The sequence below is a fragment of the Actinomycetospora corticicola genome (assembly GCF_013409505.1).
Taxonomy (GTDB): domain Bacteria; phylum Actinomycetota; class Actinomycetes; order Mycobacteriales; family Pseudonocardiaceae; genus Actinomycetospora; species Actinomycetospora corticicola.
Genome location: NZ_JACCBN010000001.1, coordinates 5,199,918 through 5,216,377, shown reverse-complemented (window position 1 = coordinate 5,216,377; position 16,460 = coordinate 5,199,918). Strand labels below are relative to the sequence as shown.

The 16,460-nt window shown below is 75.1% G+C and carries 19 protein-coding genes; 12 read left to right on the top strand and 7 right to left on the bottom strand.

Features of this window, described 5'->3' with window-relative positions:
- The first annotated feature begins 156 nt into the window (after positions 1-156).
- Positions 157-663 (top strand): hypothetical protein, encoded by a 507-nt coding sequence (locus BJ983_RS25370; RefSeq protein WP_179796351.1) that lies wholly within the window; start codon positions 157-159, stop codon positions 661-663.
- A gap of 15 nt (positions 664-678) precedes the next feature.
- Here BJ983_RS25370 and BJ983_RS25365 read toward each other — a convergent pair whose 3' ends face one another.
- Positions 679-1,851, bottom strand: coding sequence for an isochorismate synthase (locus BJ983_RS25365; RefSeq protein WP_179796350.1), 1,173 nt, complete (start codon positions 1,849-1,851; stop codon positions 679-681).
- Between the two features lie 142 nt (positions 1,852-1,993).
- On the opposite strand from BJ983_RS25365, the gene BJ983_RS25360 reads away from it, so the two are divergent.
- On the top strand, positions 1,994-3,256 hold the full coding sequence (locus BJ983_RS25360; RefSeq protein WP_179796349.1) for a cytochrome P450: 1,263 nt from the start codon (positions 1,994-1,996) through the stop codon (positions 3,254-3,256).
- Between the two features lie 81 nt (positions 3,257-3,337).
- The gene (locus BJ983_RS25355) at positions 3,338-3,733 is read left to right on the top strand and encodes a VOC family protein (protein WP_179796348.1); all 396 of its coding nucleotides are present in this window, start codon (positions 3,338-3,340) and stop codon (positions 3,731-3,733) included.
- Positions 3,734-3,814: 81 nt separating this feature from the next.
- Here the strand turns inward: BJ983_RS25355 and BJ983_RS25350 are convergent, their stop codons facing one another.
- Positions 3,815-5,059 (bottom strand): FAD-dependent oxidoreductase, encoded by a 1,245-nt coding sequence (locus BJ983_RS25350; RefSeq protein WP_179796347.1) that lies wholly within the window; start codon positions 5,057-5,059, stop codon positions 3,815-3,817.
- Positions 5,060-5,160: 101 nt separating this feature from the next.
- Here BJ983_RS25350 and BJ983_RS25345 point away from each other — a divergent pair, with 101 nt between their 5' ends.
- The 7 genes from BJ983_RS25345 (at position 5,161) to BJ983_RS25315 (ending at position 9,647) form a co-directional block, all read left to right on the top strand.
- Positions 5,161-5,820 (top strand): TetR family transcriptional regulator, encoded by a 660-nt coding sequence (locus tag BJ983_RS25345; RefSeq protein WP_179796346.1) that lies wholly within the window; start codon positions 5,161-5,163, stop codon positions 5,818-5,820.
- A gap of 62 nt (positions 5,821-5,882) precedes the next feature.
- A complete protein-coding gene (locus tag BJ983_RS25340; protein ID WP_179796345.1) occupies positions 5,883-6,581 on the top strand; it encodes an energy-coupling factor ABC transporter permease in 699 nt (232 codons plus the stop codon).
- Positions 6,578-6,919: a PDGLE domain-containing protein gene (locus BJ983_RS25335; RefSeq protein ID WP_179796344.1), complete on the top strand. Its 342-nt coding sequence runs from the start codon at positions 6,578-6,580 to the stop codon at positions 6,917-6,919. The genes BJ983_RS25340 and BJ983_RS25335 overlap by 4 nt, the downstream gene beginning before the upstream one ends.
- Positions 6,919-7,677, top strand: coding sequence for a cobalt ECF transporter T component CbiQ (gene cbiQ / locus BJ983_RS25330; protein WP_179796343.1), 759 nt, complete (start codon positions 6,919-6,921; stop codon positions 7,675-7,677). The genes BJ983_RS25335 and cbiQ overlap by 1 nt, the downstream gene beginning before the upstream one ends.
- A complete protein-coding gene (locus BJ983_RS25325; protein WP_179796342.1) occupies positions 7,674-8,405 on the top strand; it encodes an ATP-binding cassette domain-containing protein in 732 nt (243 codons plus the stop codon). Before cbiQ ends, BJ983_RS25325 begins: the two co-directional genes overlap by 4 nt.
- 144 nt (positions 8,406-8,549) lie before the next feature.
- On the top strand, positions 8,550-9,329 hold the full coding sequence (locus BJ983_RS25320; protein ID WP_179796341.1) for a tyrosine-protein phosphatase: 780 nt from the start codon (positions 8,550-8,552) through the stop codon (positions 9,327-9,329).
- Between the two features lie 138 nt (positions 9,330-9,467).
- Positions 9,468-9,647, top strand: coding sequence for a hypothetical protein (locus BJ983_RS25315; protein ID WP_179796340.1), 180 nt, complete (start codon positions 9,468-9,470; stop codon positions 9,645-9,647).
- Here the strand turns inward: BJ983_RS25315 and BJ983_RS31215 are convergent.
- On the bottom strand, positions 9,644-10,021 hold the full coding sequence (locus BJ983_RS31215) for a PEP-utilizing enzyme (protein WP_343054353.1): 378 nt from the start codon (positions 10,019-10,021) through the stop codon (positions 9,644-9,646). The two genes, BJ983_RS25315 and BJ983_RS31215, sit on opposite strands and share 4 nt — an antisense overlap.
- 143 nt (positions 10,022-10,164) lie before the next feature.
- On the opposite strand from BJ983_RS31215, the gene BJ983_RS25305 reads away from it, so the two are divergent.
- The gene (locus tag BJ983_RS25305; protein ID WP_218890470.1) at positions 10,165-10,539 is read left to right on the top strand and encodes an LLM class oxidoreductase; all 375 of its coding nucleotides are present in this window, start codon (positions 10,165-10,167) and stop codon (positions 10,537-10,539) included.
- On the opposite strand, the gene BJ983_RS25300 is transcribed toward BJ983_RS25305, so the two are convergent.
- The gene (locus BJ983_RS25300; RefSeq protein WP_179796339.1) at positions 10,521-12,497 is read right to left on the bottom strand and encodes a homocysteine S-methyltransferase family protein; all 1,977 of its coding nucleotides are present in this window, start codon (positions 12,495-12,497) and stop codon (positions 10,521-10,523) included. The genes BJ983_RS25305 and BJ983_RS25300 overlap by 19 nt on opposite strands.
- Positions 12,494-13,825 carry a helix-turn-helix domain-containing protein gene (locus BJ983_RS25295; RefSeq protein WP_179796338.1) on the bottom strand — a complete coding sequence of 444 codons (1,332 nt, stop codon included), beginning with the start codon at positions 13,823-13,825 and terminating at the stop codon, positions 12,494-12,496. Before BJ983_RS25295 ends, BJ983_RS25300 begins: the two co-directional genes overlap by 4 nt.
- A gap of 71 nt (positions 13,826-13,896) precedes the next feature.
- Here BJ983_RS25295 and wrbA point away from each other — a divergent pair, with 71 nt between their 5' ends.
- The gene (gene wrbA, locus BJ983_RS25290; RefSeq protein ID WP_179796337.1) at positions 13,897-14,499 is read left to right on the top strand and encodes an NAD(P)H:quinone oxidoreductase; all 603 of its coding nucleotides are present in this window, start codon (positions 13,897-13,899) and stop codon (positions 14,497-14,499) included.
- Positions 14,500-14,580: 81 nt separating this feature from the next.
- Here the strand turns inward: wrbA and BJ983_RS25285 are convergent, their stop codons facing one another.
- Both BJ983_RS25285 and BJ983_RS25280 read right to left on the bottom strand, forming a co-directional pair.
- Positions 14,581-15,438, bottom strand: coding sequence for an ABC transporter permease (locus BJ983_RS25285; protein ID WP_343054352.1), 858 nt, complete (start codon positions 15,436-15,438; stop codon positions 14,581-14,583).
- The gene (locus BJ983_RS25280; RefSeq protein ID WP_179796336.1) at positions 15,435-16,451 is read right to left on the bottom strand and encodes an ATP-binding cassette domain-containing protein; all 1,017 of its coding nucleotides are present in this window, start codon (positions 16,449-16,451) and stop codon (positions 15,435-15,437) included. The genes BJ983_RS25285 and BJ983_RS25280 overlap by 4 nt, the downstream gene beginning before the upstream one ends.
- Between the last annotated feature and the right edge of the window lie 9 nt (positions 16,452-16,460).

The window sequence follows — 16,460 nt, the reverse complement described above, 5'->3', positions numbered from 1 at the left end:
CGTCGGCCACCGCGGCATCGACCCGTGCCCCGCCTGCGCCGGCCGGGGCGTCCTCGACAGCGCAGCCGCACCCGCCGTCGGGAACGACGAGGAAGAGCGACGCGAGCCGCTCAAGGTCACGGCCGAGCGCCTGGACCTCCCACCCGGGGATGACCGGTGAGGGGCGATCCTGAGGACCTCCTCGGCGCCCTCGACCACGCGATCCGCCCGATCAGGCCGCCCAATCCCGTCGTCGCGCTCTACCGCTGGCGCTACGAGCTCGGGCTCGTCGTCGGAGCAGTAGCCATCGCCCCGACGATCGCCGCTCTGACCCCGGCGTTCGCCGTCGGGATCACCGCACTGGCGGTCCTCCCGCTCGGCATCCCTCAGGTCCGCCACCTGGTGTGGCTGCGGGTCCGGGCGGTCGTCCTGCAGCACCGCCTGCGCACCGCGTTCCGGGCCGCCCGCATCCACTCCAACTCCGGGCGAATCCCGGCGATCCTCTGGACCTCGCCGAGGACCCACGCCGACCGCGTCCGCCTGTTCCTGCCGGCCGGACTCACGCCGGAGCTGCTGGAGGGCCAGACCGACCGGATCGCGGTGGCCACCGGCGGCGCCTACGCGGAGGTACTCCCGACCCGGTACCGCTTCGTCGTGAAGCTCGTCATCGTGCGCTCGCCCTGACCGACCGGGCCCCGCTCACAGCGAGGCGAGCATCGTCTCCAGCTTCGTGGTGGTCTCGGCGAGCTCCGAGGCCGGCACCGAGGCGGGGACGATCCCGGCGCCGGCGTAGAGCCGGGCGGTCGCGCCGCGCACGTCGCCGCAGCGCAGGGCGACGACCCACTCGCCGTCACCGTCGGCGTCCATCCAGCCGACCATGCCGGTGTAGAAGCCGCGGGAGAACGGCTCCAGTTCCCCGATCGCACGGCAGGCCGCCTCGCGCGGCACGCCCCCGACGGCGGGTGTCGGGTGCAGCGCCCGCGCGATATCGAGAGACGCGACGGCGGAGCGCCCGCGAATCGTCGTCGAGAGGTGCCAGAGCGCGTCGGTGCGGATGAGCGTGGGCTCCGCAGGCACCTCGAGCGAGTCGCAGCACCCTGCGAGCGCGGCGGCGACCTCGTCGACCACGAGCGCGTGCTCGTGCCGGTCCTTCACCGAGGCGAGCAGTGCGGCGCCGGTCGCCTCGTCGTCGGCCGGGTCGGAACGCCGGGGCGCCGAGCCCGCGAGCGGGTTCGCCACGACCTCGCCGTCCCGTCGCGACACCAGCAGCTCCGGGCTCGCGCCGATCAACGAACGCGGACCCGACCCCGACGGCAGGTCCACCGCGAAGACGTAGCCCGCGAGGTTCCGGGCGGCGAGCTCGCCGAGCATGGCGGGCTGGTCGATCGGGGTGTCGCGGACGAGGTCGAGCACCCGCGACAGCACGACCTTCTCCAGGCCGCCCGCCCGCATGCGCCGCAGCGCGTCGGCCACCATCGCCTCGTAGCCGGCGGGCTCCGGGACGGGACGCGACTGCCAGTGCGTCGGGTCGGCGCCCTCGCCGCGGCGCCCGACCGAGCGGGGCAGCGGGGGCGCCCACGTGACGGCCTCGGGGACGACGAGGGCGGCGGGCGCCGCCGGGTCGAACGGCAGGGCCCCGATCACGACGGCGGGTGCGTCACCCGCCGCGTCGATCCGGCGCAGCCGGCGCCGGGCCTCGTCGGGATCGTCGAGCCGGTGGGCGACCCCCCGGGCGAGCAGGGCACCCCGCGGCCCGGAGAACCACGTGCCCTCGCCCGGACGCCACCGGGCGAGCAGCTGCGCCGAGTCGCCGGACCCCGTGGGTGGAGTCCCGGGCACTGGCAGCAGGTCGGCCGTGACCTCGCTCGTCACGTGGTGGCTCCTCCCGCTCGGGGTCGGTCGATCATCGCCGCACTCGCGCCGTTCCGCTGGCAGAGTGGATATCCGTTCCTCCCACTCTCACCCGGACCGTCCGGCCCGGCCACGTGACACGCGACGCATCGCGAGGAGAGCAGTGACCCTCCGTGACGATCTTGCCCTCGGCAGCCGCATCGCGGCGATGCGCGCGGGTGGGCTGGCCCTGGCCCTGCGGGGCGATCCGGTCGCCCGACTGATGCACAAGCCGTGGCGGCGGGACCCCTATCCCACCTACGCGACGGTACGGACCCCGCGTCGGGTGCTCCGCAGCCGCACCGGGATCAGTGCGGTCGCCACCCACGAGCTGTGCGAACAGGTGCTGCGGGACCGTCGCTTCGGGGTGCGCCTCGCCGACGGCCGTGCCCCGTTCGCGCCCGAGGAGGGTCCGTCGCTGCTCGAGCCGATCGACCTGTCCCTGCTCAACCTCGACGCGCCCGACCACACCCGCCTGCGCCGCCTCGCCCAGCCGACGTTCGCGCCGCGGCGTCTGGAGCGCTACCGCGAGATCGCGGAGACGATCACCGCCGACCTCCTCGACCGGGCCGTCGCCCGGGGGCGCTTCGACCTCGTGCGCGACCTCGCCGCCCCGCTCCCGATCACCGTGATCGCCCGGCTGCTCGCCATTCCCGAGGTCGACACGGAGCGCTTCACGGCGTGGGGTCGCGCCCTGGGCGGCGCGCTGGACGGCGTCCGGTCGGTCGCCCACGCCCACGAGCTGGCCCGCACGACGACGGAGGCCCGGGCGCTCTTCGAGTCGCTGGTGTCCCGACGACGGGTCGACCCCGGCGAGGACGTCGTCTCCCAGCTGGTCGGGGCGCTCGACGAGGGCCGGATGACGATCGACGAGCTCGTGTCGCTCGCCCAGCTGCTGCTGGTCGCGGGCTTCGAGACGACCACCAACCTCGTCGGGAACGCGGTCCGGGCGATGCAGACGACCCCCGGGCAGTGGGAGGCGCTGGTCGCCGAGCCCGGTCTGGCGGCCGGCGCGGTCGAGGAGACGCTGCGCTACGACCCGCCGGTGCAGCTGACGGCCCGCATCGCGCACGAGGACCTCGAGCTCGACGGCGTCCCGCTGCGCTGCGACTCCGGGCTCCTCGTGCTGCTCGCGGCGGCCGGACGGGATCCGGAGGCCCACCCCGACCCGGACCGGTTCGACATCGCCCGCGAGCAGACGAGCCCGCACCTGGCGTTCTCCGGCGGGGCGCACTACTGCCTCGGCGCCGCGCTGGCCCGGCTCGAGGGCGAGGTCGCGCTGCGGATGCTCGCGGAGCGGCTGCCGGGGCTGCGGACGGTCGGCCGGACCGTGCCGAAGACCGCGACGGTCCTGCGCGGTCCACGGCGCTTCCCGGTGGCGGCCTGACCGGACCCGACCCGCCGTCGGGAATCCGTCCGGCATGGCCGGGCGCGCATGGGATTGCGCGCAACCGGGCAGGCCACGGGTATGCCTCCGATCCCCGCCGTGCACCACGTCGCCATGTCGGTCCGCGACCTGTCGGTCAGCGAACCGTTCTACTCGAAGCTGTTCGGCGCCGAGCCCGCCATGACCCTGTCCGACGGGCCGTTCCGCCGTCGGGTGTTCGCCCTCGCCGACGGCCAGCTCTTCGGCCTCACCCAGCACGACGGGGTCTCTTCCGACGACCGGTTCGACCCGGCCCGCGTCGGGCTCGACCACGTCGGGTTCGGCTGTGCCGACAGCGATGCGGTCACCGCCTGGCGCGAGCACCTCGACAGCGTCGGCATCGAGCACTCCGGCATCGTCGAGGCCGACTACGGGCTCGCGCTGTCGGTCAAGGACCCCGACGGCAACGCGCTCGAGTTCTTCATGCTCGCCGGCTGACCGCCACCCCCACGACAGGAAAGCGTCGTTGCTGTCACCGGACGACAGCAACGACGCTTCGCCGCCAGGTGGGAAGGGGCGTCACGACGCCGGGGCCACCAGCGGCAACGGCGGGCGCCGCGCGAAGTCCGGCGCGTGCTCGGGCAGCACCCCGATCCCGACGGCCCGCGCCGGCACCCACTGCAGCACCGGGAACCGCTGCGCCAGCCGGAACGGGAGCGGGACCGCGTCCTCGCCGTCGCCCGGCCCGGCGTCGAGGACGGGAGCGACGACCCGCCGGTGGGCGAGGTCCTGCGCGGTCTGGGTGACCACCGTCGGCGGTGTGCGGCGGCGCTGCACGGCGCGCCCCGCCCGATCCACGGCCTCGGGGTCGTGCGCCAGCAGCGGGTGGGCCAGCAGGCGGGCCGCCGCGACCGCGTCCTGCACCGCGAGGTTGATGCCGACCCCGCCGATCGGCGACATCGCGTGCGCCGCGTCCCCGATGCACAGCACGCCCGGCGCCGACCAGCGCGTCAGCCGGTCCAGCGAGACCTCGAGGAGCTTGACGTCGTCCCACGTCATGGCGTCGAGACGGCCGGTCATCCACGGGTTCATCCCCGTCAGGACGTCGCGCAGCACCTGGACCGACCCGGCACGCAGCCGCGCGTCGTCGCCCTTGGAGACCACGAGCGCGCACTGGAAGTAGTCGCCGCGGTCGAGCATGACCAGGAACCGCCCGCGCCGGACCCGGCCCAACCCGCCGTCGGGATCATCGGGGTGCCTCGGGACCCGGAACCACTCGACGTCGATGGGCACGTCGTAGCGGTGCAGGGGCAGCCCCGACTCCGCGCGGACGCGCGAGTCCCGGCCGTCGCAGGCGACGACCAGGTCGGCCTCGAGCACCGAGCCGTCCCCGAGCCGCACACCCGTGACCCGGCCTCCGGTACGGACGAGCCCGGCCACCTCGGTGTGCATCCGCAGCGTGAACGTGGGTTCCTCCCGCGCCGCGGTGGCGAGCATGTCGAGCAGGTGCCACTGCGGCGTCATCGCCACCATCGGATGTGGGGCGTCCAGCCGCGACATGTCGCCGATCGTCACCTCGCCCTCGTCGAGCCGGAGCCGGACCCGGGTCAGCGCCCGGTAGGGCAGCGCGTCGAAGCGGGGCCACAGGCCGAGCTCGTCGAGCAGGGTCAGCGTCGAGGTGTGCACGGTGTCGCCGCGGAAGTCGCGCAGGAAGTCACCGTGCTTCTCGAGCACCGTGACCTCCACGCCGGCCCGCGCGAGCAGCAGACCGAGCACCATCCCGGCCGGGCCGCCGCCCACCACGCAACAGGTCGTCCGTTCCATGACCGCCTCCTCGAGCGCCACCGTGAACGAGCTTTCACTATGGTGGTCCCCGACCGGGCCGGAGTCAAGGCGAACGAGCATTCACGGAAGGTGGACCGGGCGTGCCCCGCATCACCGACGAACGCCGCGAGGAGAACCGGCGGCGCATCCTGGGCGCCGCGCGCCGGTGCTTCGCCCGCGACGGCTTCCACCAGACGTCGATGCCCGACATCGCGAAGGAGGCCGGGCTGTCGACCGGCGCCTTCTACCGCTACTACCCGAGCAAGGACGACGTCGTGCTCGAGGTGGCCGGGCAGGCGTTCTCGATCCTCACCGGCCGCCTGGACGACGCGGTGCGCGGGACCGCCGCCCCGTCCGTCGCCGACCTGGTGACAGCCGTCGTCGGGACCTTCGCCGCGGAGACGGCACGGCTCCCGGACGGGTCCGAGATCGATCTGGACGAACTCGTGCTCTGCGGGGTGCAGGCGTGGGGCGAGGCGACCCGCCCGGGGGTGCTGCAGGACCGCGTCCGCGGGGGGTTCCTGGCGTTACGCGAGCGGGTCGCGACGGGGCTGCGCCGCGGCCAGGACGCCGGACTGATCCCGTCGGCGCTTCCACCGGAGACCGGGGCCCATGTCGTCATGGCCGTCATCCCGGGCTTCGTCATGCAACGGGCCGTGTTCGGTTACCGCGACGTCGACGGGTTCGTCGCCGCGGTGCACACCCTGCTCGGGGCGGACGCCACCCTCCGAACGGCCAGGATGGGGTTGTCGCAGGACTAGTGCGACAAGCACGCCGTTGCGACACTCTTCACCCGGACATGACGAACGGGTGAGGAGCACGCATGACGACCGACGTGGTCGCGATGCACATGAGCGACGGCATCGTGAACGCCCCGGTGTCGCTGGCCTTCGGCGTCGTCGCGATCGTGGGCCTCGCGGTCTGCGTCGCGCGCGCCCGCCGCGACCTGGACGACCGCACCGCCCCCCTCGCCGGGCTGGTCGCCGCGTTCGTGTTCGCGGTGCAGATGCTGAACTTCCCGGTGCTGCCGGGCGTCAGCGGCCACCTCCTGGGCGGGGCTCTCACCGCGATCCTGGTGGGGCCGTACGTCGGCGCGCTGTGCGTCGCGATCGTGCTGGTGCTGCAGGCCCTGCTCTTCGCCGACGGCGGGCTCTCCGCGCTCGGCACGAACATCACCAACATGGCGCTCATCGGCACCTTCGTCGGCTTCGCGGTGGCCGTCGCGATGCGCCCGCTGGCCCGGCGGTCGCGGGCCGGGTTGCTGCTCACGGCGTTCGTCGCGGCGTGGGTGAACACCGTCGTGGCCTCGATGGGCTTCGTCCTCGAGTACGCCCTCGGCGGCCAGGGGCTCGCGCTCGGCACGGTGTTCGGGCTGATGGCCGGCTTCCACGCGCTGATCGGCATCGGCGAGGGCGTCATCACGGCGCTCACCGTGGGCGCGGTGGCGGCCGTCCGGCCCGACCTGGTGTACCTGCTGCGCGGCGAGCGCACCACCCTGACGATCAAGGAGTCGGCGCGATGAGCACACCACTGCGCAACCGCCGCTACGTCGCGTTCCTGGGCGGCTTCCTCCTCGTCGCACTCCTGCTCGCCGGCGGCGCGTCCTACCTCGCGTCGGGCTCGCCCGACGGCCTGGACGCGGTCACGCAGACCGGGTGCAGCGAGACCGAGGGCAGTCTGCAGGGGCAGTGCATCGCGCAGAACGCCGGCGACCACGCCACCGCGGAGAGCCCGTTCGCCGACTACGCGGTCGGCGGGGACGACACCCTCACCGGCGTCGCCGGGGTGGTCGGGGTGATCGCCACGCTCGTCGTCGCCGGAGGCCTGTTCTGGGTGCTGCGGCGCCGGTCGGGCCCCTGATGGGGGCCGGGCACGCACACACCCTCCACCACGCCGGCGACAGCGTCGTCCACCGGCTGCCGGCCCACGTCAAGATCGTCGCCGCGTTCGTCATGGTGGTCGCGGTCGTCGCCACGCCCCGCGAGGCGTTCTGGGTGTTCGGGGCGCACCTCCTGCTGCTCGGCGCGATCTGGGTGACGGCCCGGCTCCCGGTCGCGGCGATCGCGGCGCGGTCGCTCATCGAAGCGCCGTTCGTGGTGCTCGCGGTGCTCCTGCCGTTCTTCGCGACCGGTCCCCGCACCGAGTTCCTCGGCCTCTCGCTGTCGGTCGACGGCCTGCTCGCGGGGTGGAACATCCTGGTCAAGGGCACGCTCGGGGTGCTGATCTCGGTGACGCTCGGCATGACGACGCCGGTGCGCGACCTGCTCGCCGGCCTGTCCCGCCTGCGCGTGCCCGGGATGATCACCACGATCGCCACGCTGATGGTCCGCTACCTCGAGGTCATCGCCGACGAGGCCCGGCGGATGCGCCTGGCCCGCGTCGCCCGGGGGCACGACCCCCGCTTCCTCTGGCAGATCGGGCCGACGATCCGCGGGATCGGCACGCTCTTCCTGCGCTCCTACGAGCGCGGGGAACGCGTGCACCTGGCGATGCTCGCGCGCGGGTACACGGGGTCCATGCCCCTGCTCGGAGAGGCCGCGACCGGCCGCCGGACCTGGACCGTCGCCCTCGTCCCGGCCGCCGCGGCCGTGGTCCTCGCGACGGCGGGGTATGCGTGAACCCCCCGTCGCTGGAGGTCGAGGGGCTGGCGTTCGCCTACCCCGACGGCCACCAGGCGCTCTTCGGGGTCGACCTGCGCATCGAGCGCGGCGAACGCGTCGCGCTGCTCGGTCCGAACGGGGCGGGCAAGACCACGCTCGTCCTGCACCTCAACGGCGTGCACCGCGCGGGTGCGGGGACGGTGCGTGTCGGTGGGCTCGAGGTGGCGAAGCCGTACCTGCAGGAGATCCGGCGCCGGGTCGGTGTGGTCTTCCAGGACCCCGACGACCAGCTCTTCATGCCCACCGTCGCCGACGACGTCGCCTTCGGGCCGGCCAACTTCGGCGTCGTCGAGCCCGAGCTGTCCCTGCGGGTGAAGACCGCGCTCGACGCGGTGGGCGTCCCCGACCTCGCCGACCGCTCCCCCATGCACCTCTCCGGCGGCCAACGACGACGGGTCGCCCTCGCCACGGTCCTCGCCTGCGATCCCGAGATCCTCGTGCTCGACGAGCCGTCGTCGAACCTCGACCCGGTCGCCCGCCGGGAGCTCGCGGAGGTCCTGCTCGGGCTCGGGCGGACGATGCTCATGGTCACCCACGACCTGCCCTACGCCCTGCAGCTCTGCCCCCGCTCGGTGGTGATCGACGAGGGCGTCGTCGTCGCCGACGGCCCGACCCGCGAGCTCCTCGCCGACCCGGACCTCCTCGCCCGGCACCGCCTGGAACTCCCGTTCGGCTTCTCCGTCTGAGCCGTCCCGACGCCGGGTCGGGGCGGGTTCCGACCGAGCGAGCGGCACGTTCGCAGCATCTATGTGCGCGAGAGTGCCGTTCGTTCAGGACGCCGGCGATCATCCGGATCACCGTCGGAACACCGGGCCTGTGAGGATGCGGGCGTGAGGAACCCCCTCAACCGCATCCGCCGTCTCCGTCGGGAATCCGCGAACCGCCGCGACGTCCTCGCGCACGTCCCGCCCGGTCCGCCCACCCACAACATCCGCGACGTGGCCGGCCTGCCGACCGTCGACGGCCGGCGCACCCGGCCGGGCATCCTGCTGCGCGGCGACGCCCCGTTCGCCGAGGACGGACCGGGGTCGCCGGGCTGGCCGGAGGGGCTCGCCTGGCCGCCCGGGGTGGCGGTCGACCTGCGCAGCGAACGGGAGCTCGACCACCCGTACCCGCTCGCCGGCACGCGGTGGGTGCACCTGTCGATGATCGACGCCCTGGACCCGACGGTCCTCGCGCGGGACGAGAACGACCGGCTCCCCACCGACCAGCTCTACCTGGCGCTCCTCGACGCCGCGCCGAACTGGCTGCCGACGCTGTTCGACGCCGTGCTCGACGGGCCGCACCCGGTGCTCGTGCACTGCGCGGCGGGGAAGGACCGCACCGGGGTGTCGGTCGCGGTCCTGCTCCGGCTCGCGGGCGTCACGCGCGCCGCGGTAGACGCCGACTTCACCCGCACCAACGCCCGCCGGATCGGCCTGCAGCGGCGGCTGGAACGGCGGCCGCTCCTGCGGCCCGGCGTCGTCCCGGCCGGCGACATCGGGGTCACCCGCGAGCACCTCCTGGGCGTTCTCGACCGGCTCGACGGCGACGGCGCCCGGGAGGTCGCGCGGGCCGCCGGCCTGGCCGACGACCGGGTGGAGCAGTGGCGGAGCCTGCTGCTGGGCTGACCGGACGCACGCTGTGGTCGACCACAAAATCGGCCCCGGCAACGCTGGTGCGCGCGACAGTGCCGGGCCGCTCCGTCGTCAGGAAACTGGACGGTGCACACGGTTCGACGCACCAGACGCACCCCAGGAGTGGACCTCATGACGACCCCCGCGACCTGCCCCTGCTGCGGGGTCGTGGTCATGCCGGAGGAGATGGCCTACGACTTCGCCGGGGAGACCGTCGAGTCGCTGACCCGTGAGGTCACCTACCTGCGCGAGACCGTCGCCCGGCTGCGCGCGGCGGTGCACAGCACCACCCCGCGCCCCGTCGCCGTCTAGCTCGTCCCGAGCCGGTCGGGCAGGTCCGCCGGCGTCGCCGCGCCGGTCCACTCCAGCAGGGTGGACTCCCACGCGGCGGTCGCGCGCGGACCCGCCTCACCGGTGACGTCGCCGTCCAGCACCACGCCGCGCGTCCCGTCGACGGTCACCGTCCGTCCCTGCAGCGCGGCGACCACCCCGTCCCCGCAGCCCACGACGCACGGCAGCCCGGCCTCCCGCGCGACCAGCGCGGCGTGCGAGGTCGTGCCGCCGTGCTCGGTGACCACCGCGACCGAGGCATACATCGCGGGCACGTCGTCCGGGGCCGTGAACGGCCGCACGAGCACCACCGGGCCCTCGGCGTCCAGGGCGTCGTCGGGGTCGGTGACGACCACCCCGGACGCCACCCCCGGCCCGGCGCCGACGCCCGTCGCGACCGTCTCCCCGCCCGTCGTCGACGAGCCCTCCAGGTACCCGCGCGGCCGAGCGGGCCGGTCGCGACCCGGCGTCGGTCGCGGTGTGGTCCTGCTTCGCGACGGTGCCCGACCATCTGCCCGAGGAGGTCCGTCTGAAGCGGACCGTGGCCCGCCTCGCGACCTACCTGCAGGTCTACGGCGACCTCATGGTCCGGACCAACGACTGGGACCCCGCCGTCCTCGCACGCTTCCGGGCCGACCCCGTCGTCACCGGGCTCGGCGGGTGGGCGGACATCGTCGCGACGCGCGCGGAGATCGAGCACCTCGGGACGCTCCTTCCCGACGACTGGCTCGCCGCGGCCGCCACCGGCAGTCCCGAGCAGTGCGCGAAGGCCGTCGCGGCCCAGTTCGACCTGGGCCTCGACGGCGTGATCATGCACGCCTCGACCCCGGCCGAGCTCGCGCCCGTCGTCGGGAGCTACCGCCGACCCAGCTGACCGGCGGACGCGCGGAGGACCGCGCCGAGTCGCGTGACCGCCTCGGCGAGCAGCTCGGGCGGGCCGGGGCGCCGCACGACGAGGCCGTGGACCAGCCCCTCGGCCAGGGCCTCGGCGGCCAGCTCGGCCGCGAGGTCCAGGCCGGGGGCGGGGTCCTCGCCGGCCGCGCGGACGCGGGCGAGGACGGCGTCGGGCAGGACGACGTCGGGGACCTCGTGGCGCAGGTGCTCCGCCTCGGCGAACCCCGAGAGCGGCGCGAGCGAGAGCAGGACGGGGACGTCGACCCCGGCCCCCGCCAGCACGCGGCGGAGCCGGTCGAGCTCGTAGACCGGGCGGGTCACCAGGAACTCCGCGCCGGCCTCGACCTTGAGACGCACCCGGTGCATCTCGCGGTCGAGGTCGTCGGTCCCGGACGTCACGCGCACCCCGACCCGGAACGGCGTCGGCGCGAGGCGGGCACCGTCGGCGTCCACCCCGGCCGTCAGGGACGCGGCCAGCCCGACCAGGCCCACCGCGTCGACCTCCCACACGCCGTCGCGCACCGCCCGGTCGGCGTGGACGGGCGGGTTGCCGGTCTCGGTGACGATCGTGTGCAGCCCGAGCGCGTCGAGGCCGAGCAGGTCGGCCTGCAACGCCATCCGGCTCGTGTTCCAGCTGGTCACCGTGAGCGCGACGTCCACGTCGAGGGCCTCGTGCACCCCGGCGGCCACCCCCGCCGTCGTGGTCCGCCGCCGCCGGGCCCGCTCCCGCCCCGCCCACAGCGCCGCGGCGCCCGCCGCCAGCGCGGCGCGGCCGCGCGCGACGTGGACGTCGAGGTCGTCGGCCCCCGGCCCGGTCACCTCCGCGACGAGCAGCGGGGTCCGTCGGGGCGCGTCGAGCCACCGGGCGACCGCGCCGCGGCCGGGGCCCTCCCGCCCTGCCCCGACCGCCGCTCCCTCTCCCCGTGGCAGTCCCGCCCCCTGTGGCAGGGAAACGTCGTTGCTGTCATCCAGTGGCAGGAACGCCACGTCGTCGCCACGGAGCGGGACGCCACGCACGATCGGGAGCGCCGGCGGCTCGTCGACGACGGGACCGCGCGCGAGTTCCGCAGCAGCCGCGGCCACGTGGGCGGGGGTGGTGCCGCAGCAGCCGCCGACCAGCCGGGCCCCGGCCGCGACGTAGCGCGCGGCGTAGCGGCCGAAGTGGGCCGCGTCGGAGGCGAAGCGGACGCTGCGGTCGGACACCACGTGCGGCAGGCCGGCGTTGGGCAGCGCCGTCACCGCGATCCCGTCGGGTACCGCGGCGGCCAGGCGGCGGACTACGGTGAGCAGGCCCTGCGGGCCGAGGGTGCAGTTGGAGCCCAGGGCGACCGGTCCGAGCGCCCCGACCACACGGGCGACGTCCTCGGGGGTCTCCCCGTGGGTCGTCACGGGCCCGCCGTCCTCCTCGATGAAGGTGGCCTGGGCGATCACCGGGAGGTCCGTCGCCGCCCGCACGGCCTCCACGGCCTCGGCCAGTTCCTCGGCGTGGGCGAAGGTCTCGCACACCAGCACGTCGACGCCGCCCTCGGCGAGTGCGTCGGCCTGCTCCCGCAGGGCGGCGCGCACCGCGGCGGCCTCGACCGGGCCGGCGATCCGCGGGGAGGTCGCCGGCGAGATCGACCCGGCGACGAAGGCCGGTCGGCCCGCCTCGTCCCGCGCCTCCCGGGCGAGCCGCGCGGCCGCCACGTTGATCTCCCCGACCTGGCGCGCCAGGCCGTGCCGGGCCAGCCGCAACCGGCTCGCACCGTAGGTGTGGGTCTGGATCACGTCGGCGCCGACGTCGAGGTAGCGCCGGTGCAGGGCGCCCACCAGCTCCGGGGCCAGCAGGACGAGCTCGCTCACCGCACCCTCGGCGCGGGCGCCGGTGGCCTGCGCAAGGGTGCCCATGGCCCCGTCGCCGAGCAGGGTCCCGGCGGCGAGGGCGTCGGCGAAGGTCATCGGCGGCCGGTCCCGTCGGTGGCGTCGGCCCCGTCGTCCATGTAGCCGAGGATCTCCAGGGCGACCTGCGCGGCGAGCCGGTCGGAGTAGTGGTCCAGCACGAGCCCGGAGAGCTCCTCGGCGCGCCGCAGCCGGTAGCCGATGGTGTTCGGGTGCACGGAGAGCGCCCGGGCGGTGCGCTGCGGGCTGCCGTCCTCCCGGAAGTAGCGCGCGAGGGTGCGGACCAGCTCGCCCGCGCGGCCCGACGGGTCGTCGACCAGCCGGCCCAGGACCTCGCGGGCGAACGTCCGGGCGTCCTCCGGGTCGGGGACCTGGAGCAGCAGCCGGTGCACGCCGAGGTCCTCGAAGCGCACGAGACGGCCCTCCCGGCCGAGCCGGCGGGCGGCCTCCACCGTGCGGCGGGCCTGGTCGTAGGAGCGGGCGAGCCCCGCGAGGTCGGCGACGGCCCGCCCGAGCCCGACCGTCACCGGCCAGCGGCCCCCGCCGCGGACGAGGCCCGAGGCGAGCCGGGCCGCCAGGTCGTCGGGGTCGACGCCCGCGGGGACGACCGCGACGAGTTCGCTGTCGCGCAGGACGGCGAGGACGTCGGGGACCAGCCGGCCGAGCCGCTCGCGGGCTGCCGCGAGCAGACCCGCCACCGCCCCGTCGTCGGGAACGAGGGCCATCACGCGGGCGCCGGGGACGTCGAGGCCGAGGTGCTCGGCCCACTGCGCCGCCTCGCCCGTCGAGCGGGCGCGGCCGAGCAGGAGCCCGGAGAGCAGGTCGTCGCGCACCTGCCCGGCGGCCGCGGCGAGCACCCGCTCGCGGCCGAGGAGCACGCCGACGATCGTCGCGGCGTGTTCGGCGGCGAGGAGCAGGACGTCGTCGGCGGCGCTGCCGTCCAGGGCGGCGGGGCGGGAGCGGTCGGCCGGGTCCTCCTCGGCGATCAGCACCGCCGCGGTCTCCCCCGCGACCTCGACCGGCACGACGACCCGCACCCACGTCCCGCGGCCCGGCACCCGCATCGCCCGCGCGCCACGCCGCGCCGCGTCGAGCACCCGGGCCCACCGGGGCTCGGCGAGCTCGGCACGGAGCACCGTCGCGGCGCGGGCGTCGTCCACCCCCGGCGCGGAGGCGGCGAGCACCGGGCGGGACTCGTCGGCGCCGACCACCGCGGCGACCGCGCCGAGCTGGTCGGCGAGCAGGCGCGTCACGGCGGCGGGCCCGTCGTCGGCCGCGGCGAGCCCGGAGATCCGCCGGTGGAGCAGCACGAGGCCGCGCAACGTCTCGGCGGGCGGGTCGGACACCGTCCGCGCGGAGCCCGTCGTCAGGCCGTTCGTCACCGCCACCGGTCCAGTGTGCCGCGCGCGGGCGTGCGCGAGAGGGTGATCAGGACATCCCCGTCGTCCAGGAGGGCCCCGTGGCCAACATCGCCGTCGTCTTCTACTCCGCCACCGGCAACGTCGCCGCGCTCGCCGAGGCGCTCGCGGAGGGCGCCCGGGGTGCGGGGGCGGAGGTCCGGGTGCGGCCGGTGGCCGAGCGCGCCCCGCGCGAGGCGATCGAGGCCAACCGCCGGTGGAAGGCGTGGGTGGACGACAACCCGTACGACACGGTCGCCTCCCTGGACGACCTCGAGTGGGCCGACGGGATCGCCCTCGGCAGCCCGACCCGGTTCGGCGGCGCGGCCGAGCAGCTCAAGGCGTTCCTCGACACCACCGGCGGGCTCTGGGCCCAGGGCAAGCTCGCGGACAAGGTCGGCACGTCGTTCACCTCGGCCTCCACCGGGCACGGCGGGCTCGAGACGACGACCGTGGCGATGAACATGACCTTCTACCACTGGGGCACGCTGATCATGCCCCTCGGCTACGCGGCCGACCCGTCGCTGATGTCCACCGGGAACCCCTACGGCGCGTCCTGGGTGGCGAAGAAGTCCGCGGCCCCCGACGACGACGCGCTCGGCGCCGCCCGGGTCCAGGGGACGCGGCTCGCGCAGGTGGCGGGGAAGCTGTCCGCGGGGTCCTGAGCCGCACCGCTGTGGCAGGAAAGCGTCGTTGCTGTCGGCCAGTGGCAGCAACGACGCTTCGCTGTCACGACGAGGGGGAGGTCAGTCCAGCGCGCGACGGACGAACCCGCGGATCCCGATCGCCCCGAACAGCAGGCAGGCGAGCACCAGCGCCGCGACGCACAGCCACCCGGGCAGGTGCGGGATCTGCGGGGTCAGGGCGCCGCGCAGCCCCTCCGCCACGTACGTGATCGGGTTGAGCGCGCAGATCACCTGGAACCAGCGCAGCGACCCGATCTGCAGGAACGGGAACTGCGTCGAGCCGGTGAACAGCAGCGGGGTGATCACCACGGCGAACACGATGTTGATCCGGCGCGGGCTCACCGACGTGCCGATGACGAGGCCGGACGCGCCGCCCGCGAGGGCACCGAGGACCAGCAGCAGCGCCGAGAGCGGCAGGCCGGAGAGGTCCCACGAGACCTCGTCGAGCACCAGGTAGCCGACCGGGATCATCACGAGCGACCCGATCAGCCCCCGGATCGCGCCGAACACGATCTTCTCCACCGCGACCATCCGCGTGGACAGCGGCGCCAGCAGCCGGTCCTCGATCTCCTTCGTGTAGCTGAAGTCGATCACCAGCGGCAGCGCCACCGCCTGCACCGCCACGAGGAACGCGTTCAGGGCGAGCAGGCCGGGCAGCAGCAGCTGGGCGTACCCCGGCGCGATGTAGCCGAGCTGGGAGAGCACCTTCCCGAACACGAACAGCAGGAAGAACGGCTGCACGAGCACCTGCGAGATGAAGCTGCCCAGCTCCTTGCCGGTCACCGCGACGTCGCGGCCCAGCACCCCGAGGAACGCCCGCCCCGGGGACACGCGGCGGAACGGCTCGACCTCGGTCGACCCGGTCGTCGTATCGGTGCTCACCGCAGCCCGCTCCGGCTCCGCCTCGCTGCGCGTCACCGCAGTCCCCTCCCGGTCAGGTCGATGAACACGTCCTCCAGCGTCGGCTCGCCGAGCCCGACGTCGGAGACGCGTCCACCCGCCGTCGTGACCTCCTCGACGAGGCCGGGCAGCGCGGCCCCCGCCTCCCCGTCGACGCGGATGCGCAGCCGCGCCGGCCCCTCGTCGGGAACCGCGAGCACCTCGACGCCCGCGGTCCCGCGGACCTCCGCGAGGCGGCGGCGCAGCGCTTCGGGGTCGACGCCCGTCACGTCGAGGTCGACGGTCGCGGAGCCGGAGAGGCCGGCGACGAGGTTCGCGGGCGTGTCGAGCTTGAGCAGCTCGCCGTGGTCGACGATGCCGACGCGGTCGGAGAGCTTGGCGGCCTCGTCCATGTCGTGCGTGGTGAGCACGACGGTGACCCCGTTCGCGGCGAGCTCGACGACCCGGTCGTGCACGAACAGGCGCGCCTGGGGGTCGAGGCCGGTGGACGGCTCGTCGAGGAAGAGCACCCGCGGGTCGTGCATGAGGCCGCGCGCGATGATCAGCCGCTGCGCCTGGCCGCCGGAGAGCTCGTCGGGGTTGGTGTGCGCCTTGTCGGAGAGGCCCATCCGCTCGAGCAGCTCGTCGGCGAGCGGACCGCGCCGGGCGCGCGGGACACCGTGGTACGCGGCGTGCCAGACGAGGTTGCCCCTGGCGTCGAGGCTGCGGTCGAGGTTCGGGCGCTGCGGGACGACGCCGATCACCGAGCGCGCGCCGACCGGGTCCTCGGCCACGTCGATGCCCGTGACCGTCGCCGAGCCGGAGGTCTTGCGCACGCGGGTGGTGAGCACGCCGATGGTGGTGGTCTTGCCCGCGCCGTTCGGGCCGAGCAGGCCGAACACCTCGCCGGGCGCGACGGCGAACGAGATGCCGTCGACGGCGTTGACCGTGGCCTTGGGGTAGCGCTTCACCAGGTCGACGACCTCGACGGCGGGCGGGACGGACGGCCCGGCGTCGGTGGACGTGGAGGTGGGATGCGTCTGGGTCGACACGTCCCGCGA

Bases quoted from the DNA above. Each gene is read 5' to 3' on its own strand.
- cbiQ (WP_179796343.1), top strand. From the start codon at position 6,919: ATGGGGGCCGGGCACGCACACACCCTCCACCACGCCGGCGACAGCGTC.
- BJ983_RS25340 (WP_179796345.1), top strand. From the start codon at position 5,883: ATGACGACCGACGTGGTCGCGATGCACATGAGCGACGGCATCGTGAAC.
- BJ983_RS25300 (WP_179796339.1), bottom strand. From the start codon at position 12,497: ATGACCTTCGCCGACGCCCTCGCCGCCGGGACCCTGCTCGGCGACGGG.
- BJ983_RS25335 (WP_179796344.1), top strand. From the start codon at position 6,578: ATGAGCACACCACTGCGCAACCGCCGCTACGTCGCGTTCCTGGGCGGC.
- BJ983_RS25355 (WP_179796348.1), top strand. From the start codon at position 3,338: ATGCCTCCGATCCCCGCCGTGCACCACGTCGCCATGTCGGTCCGCGAC.
- BJ983_RS25315 (WP_179796340.1), top strand. From the start codon at position 9,468: ATGACGACCCCCGCGACCTGCCCCTGCTGCGGGGTCGTGGTCATGCCG.
- BJ983_RS25350 (WP_179796347.1), bottom strand. From the start codon at position 5,059: ATGGAACGGACGACCTGTTGCGTGGTGGGCGGCGGCCCGGCCGGGATG.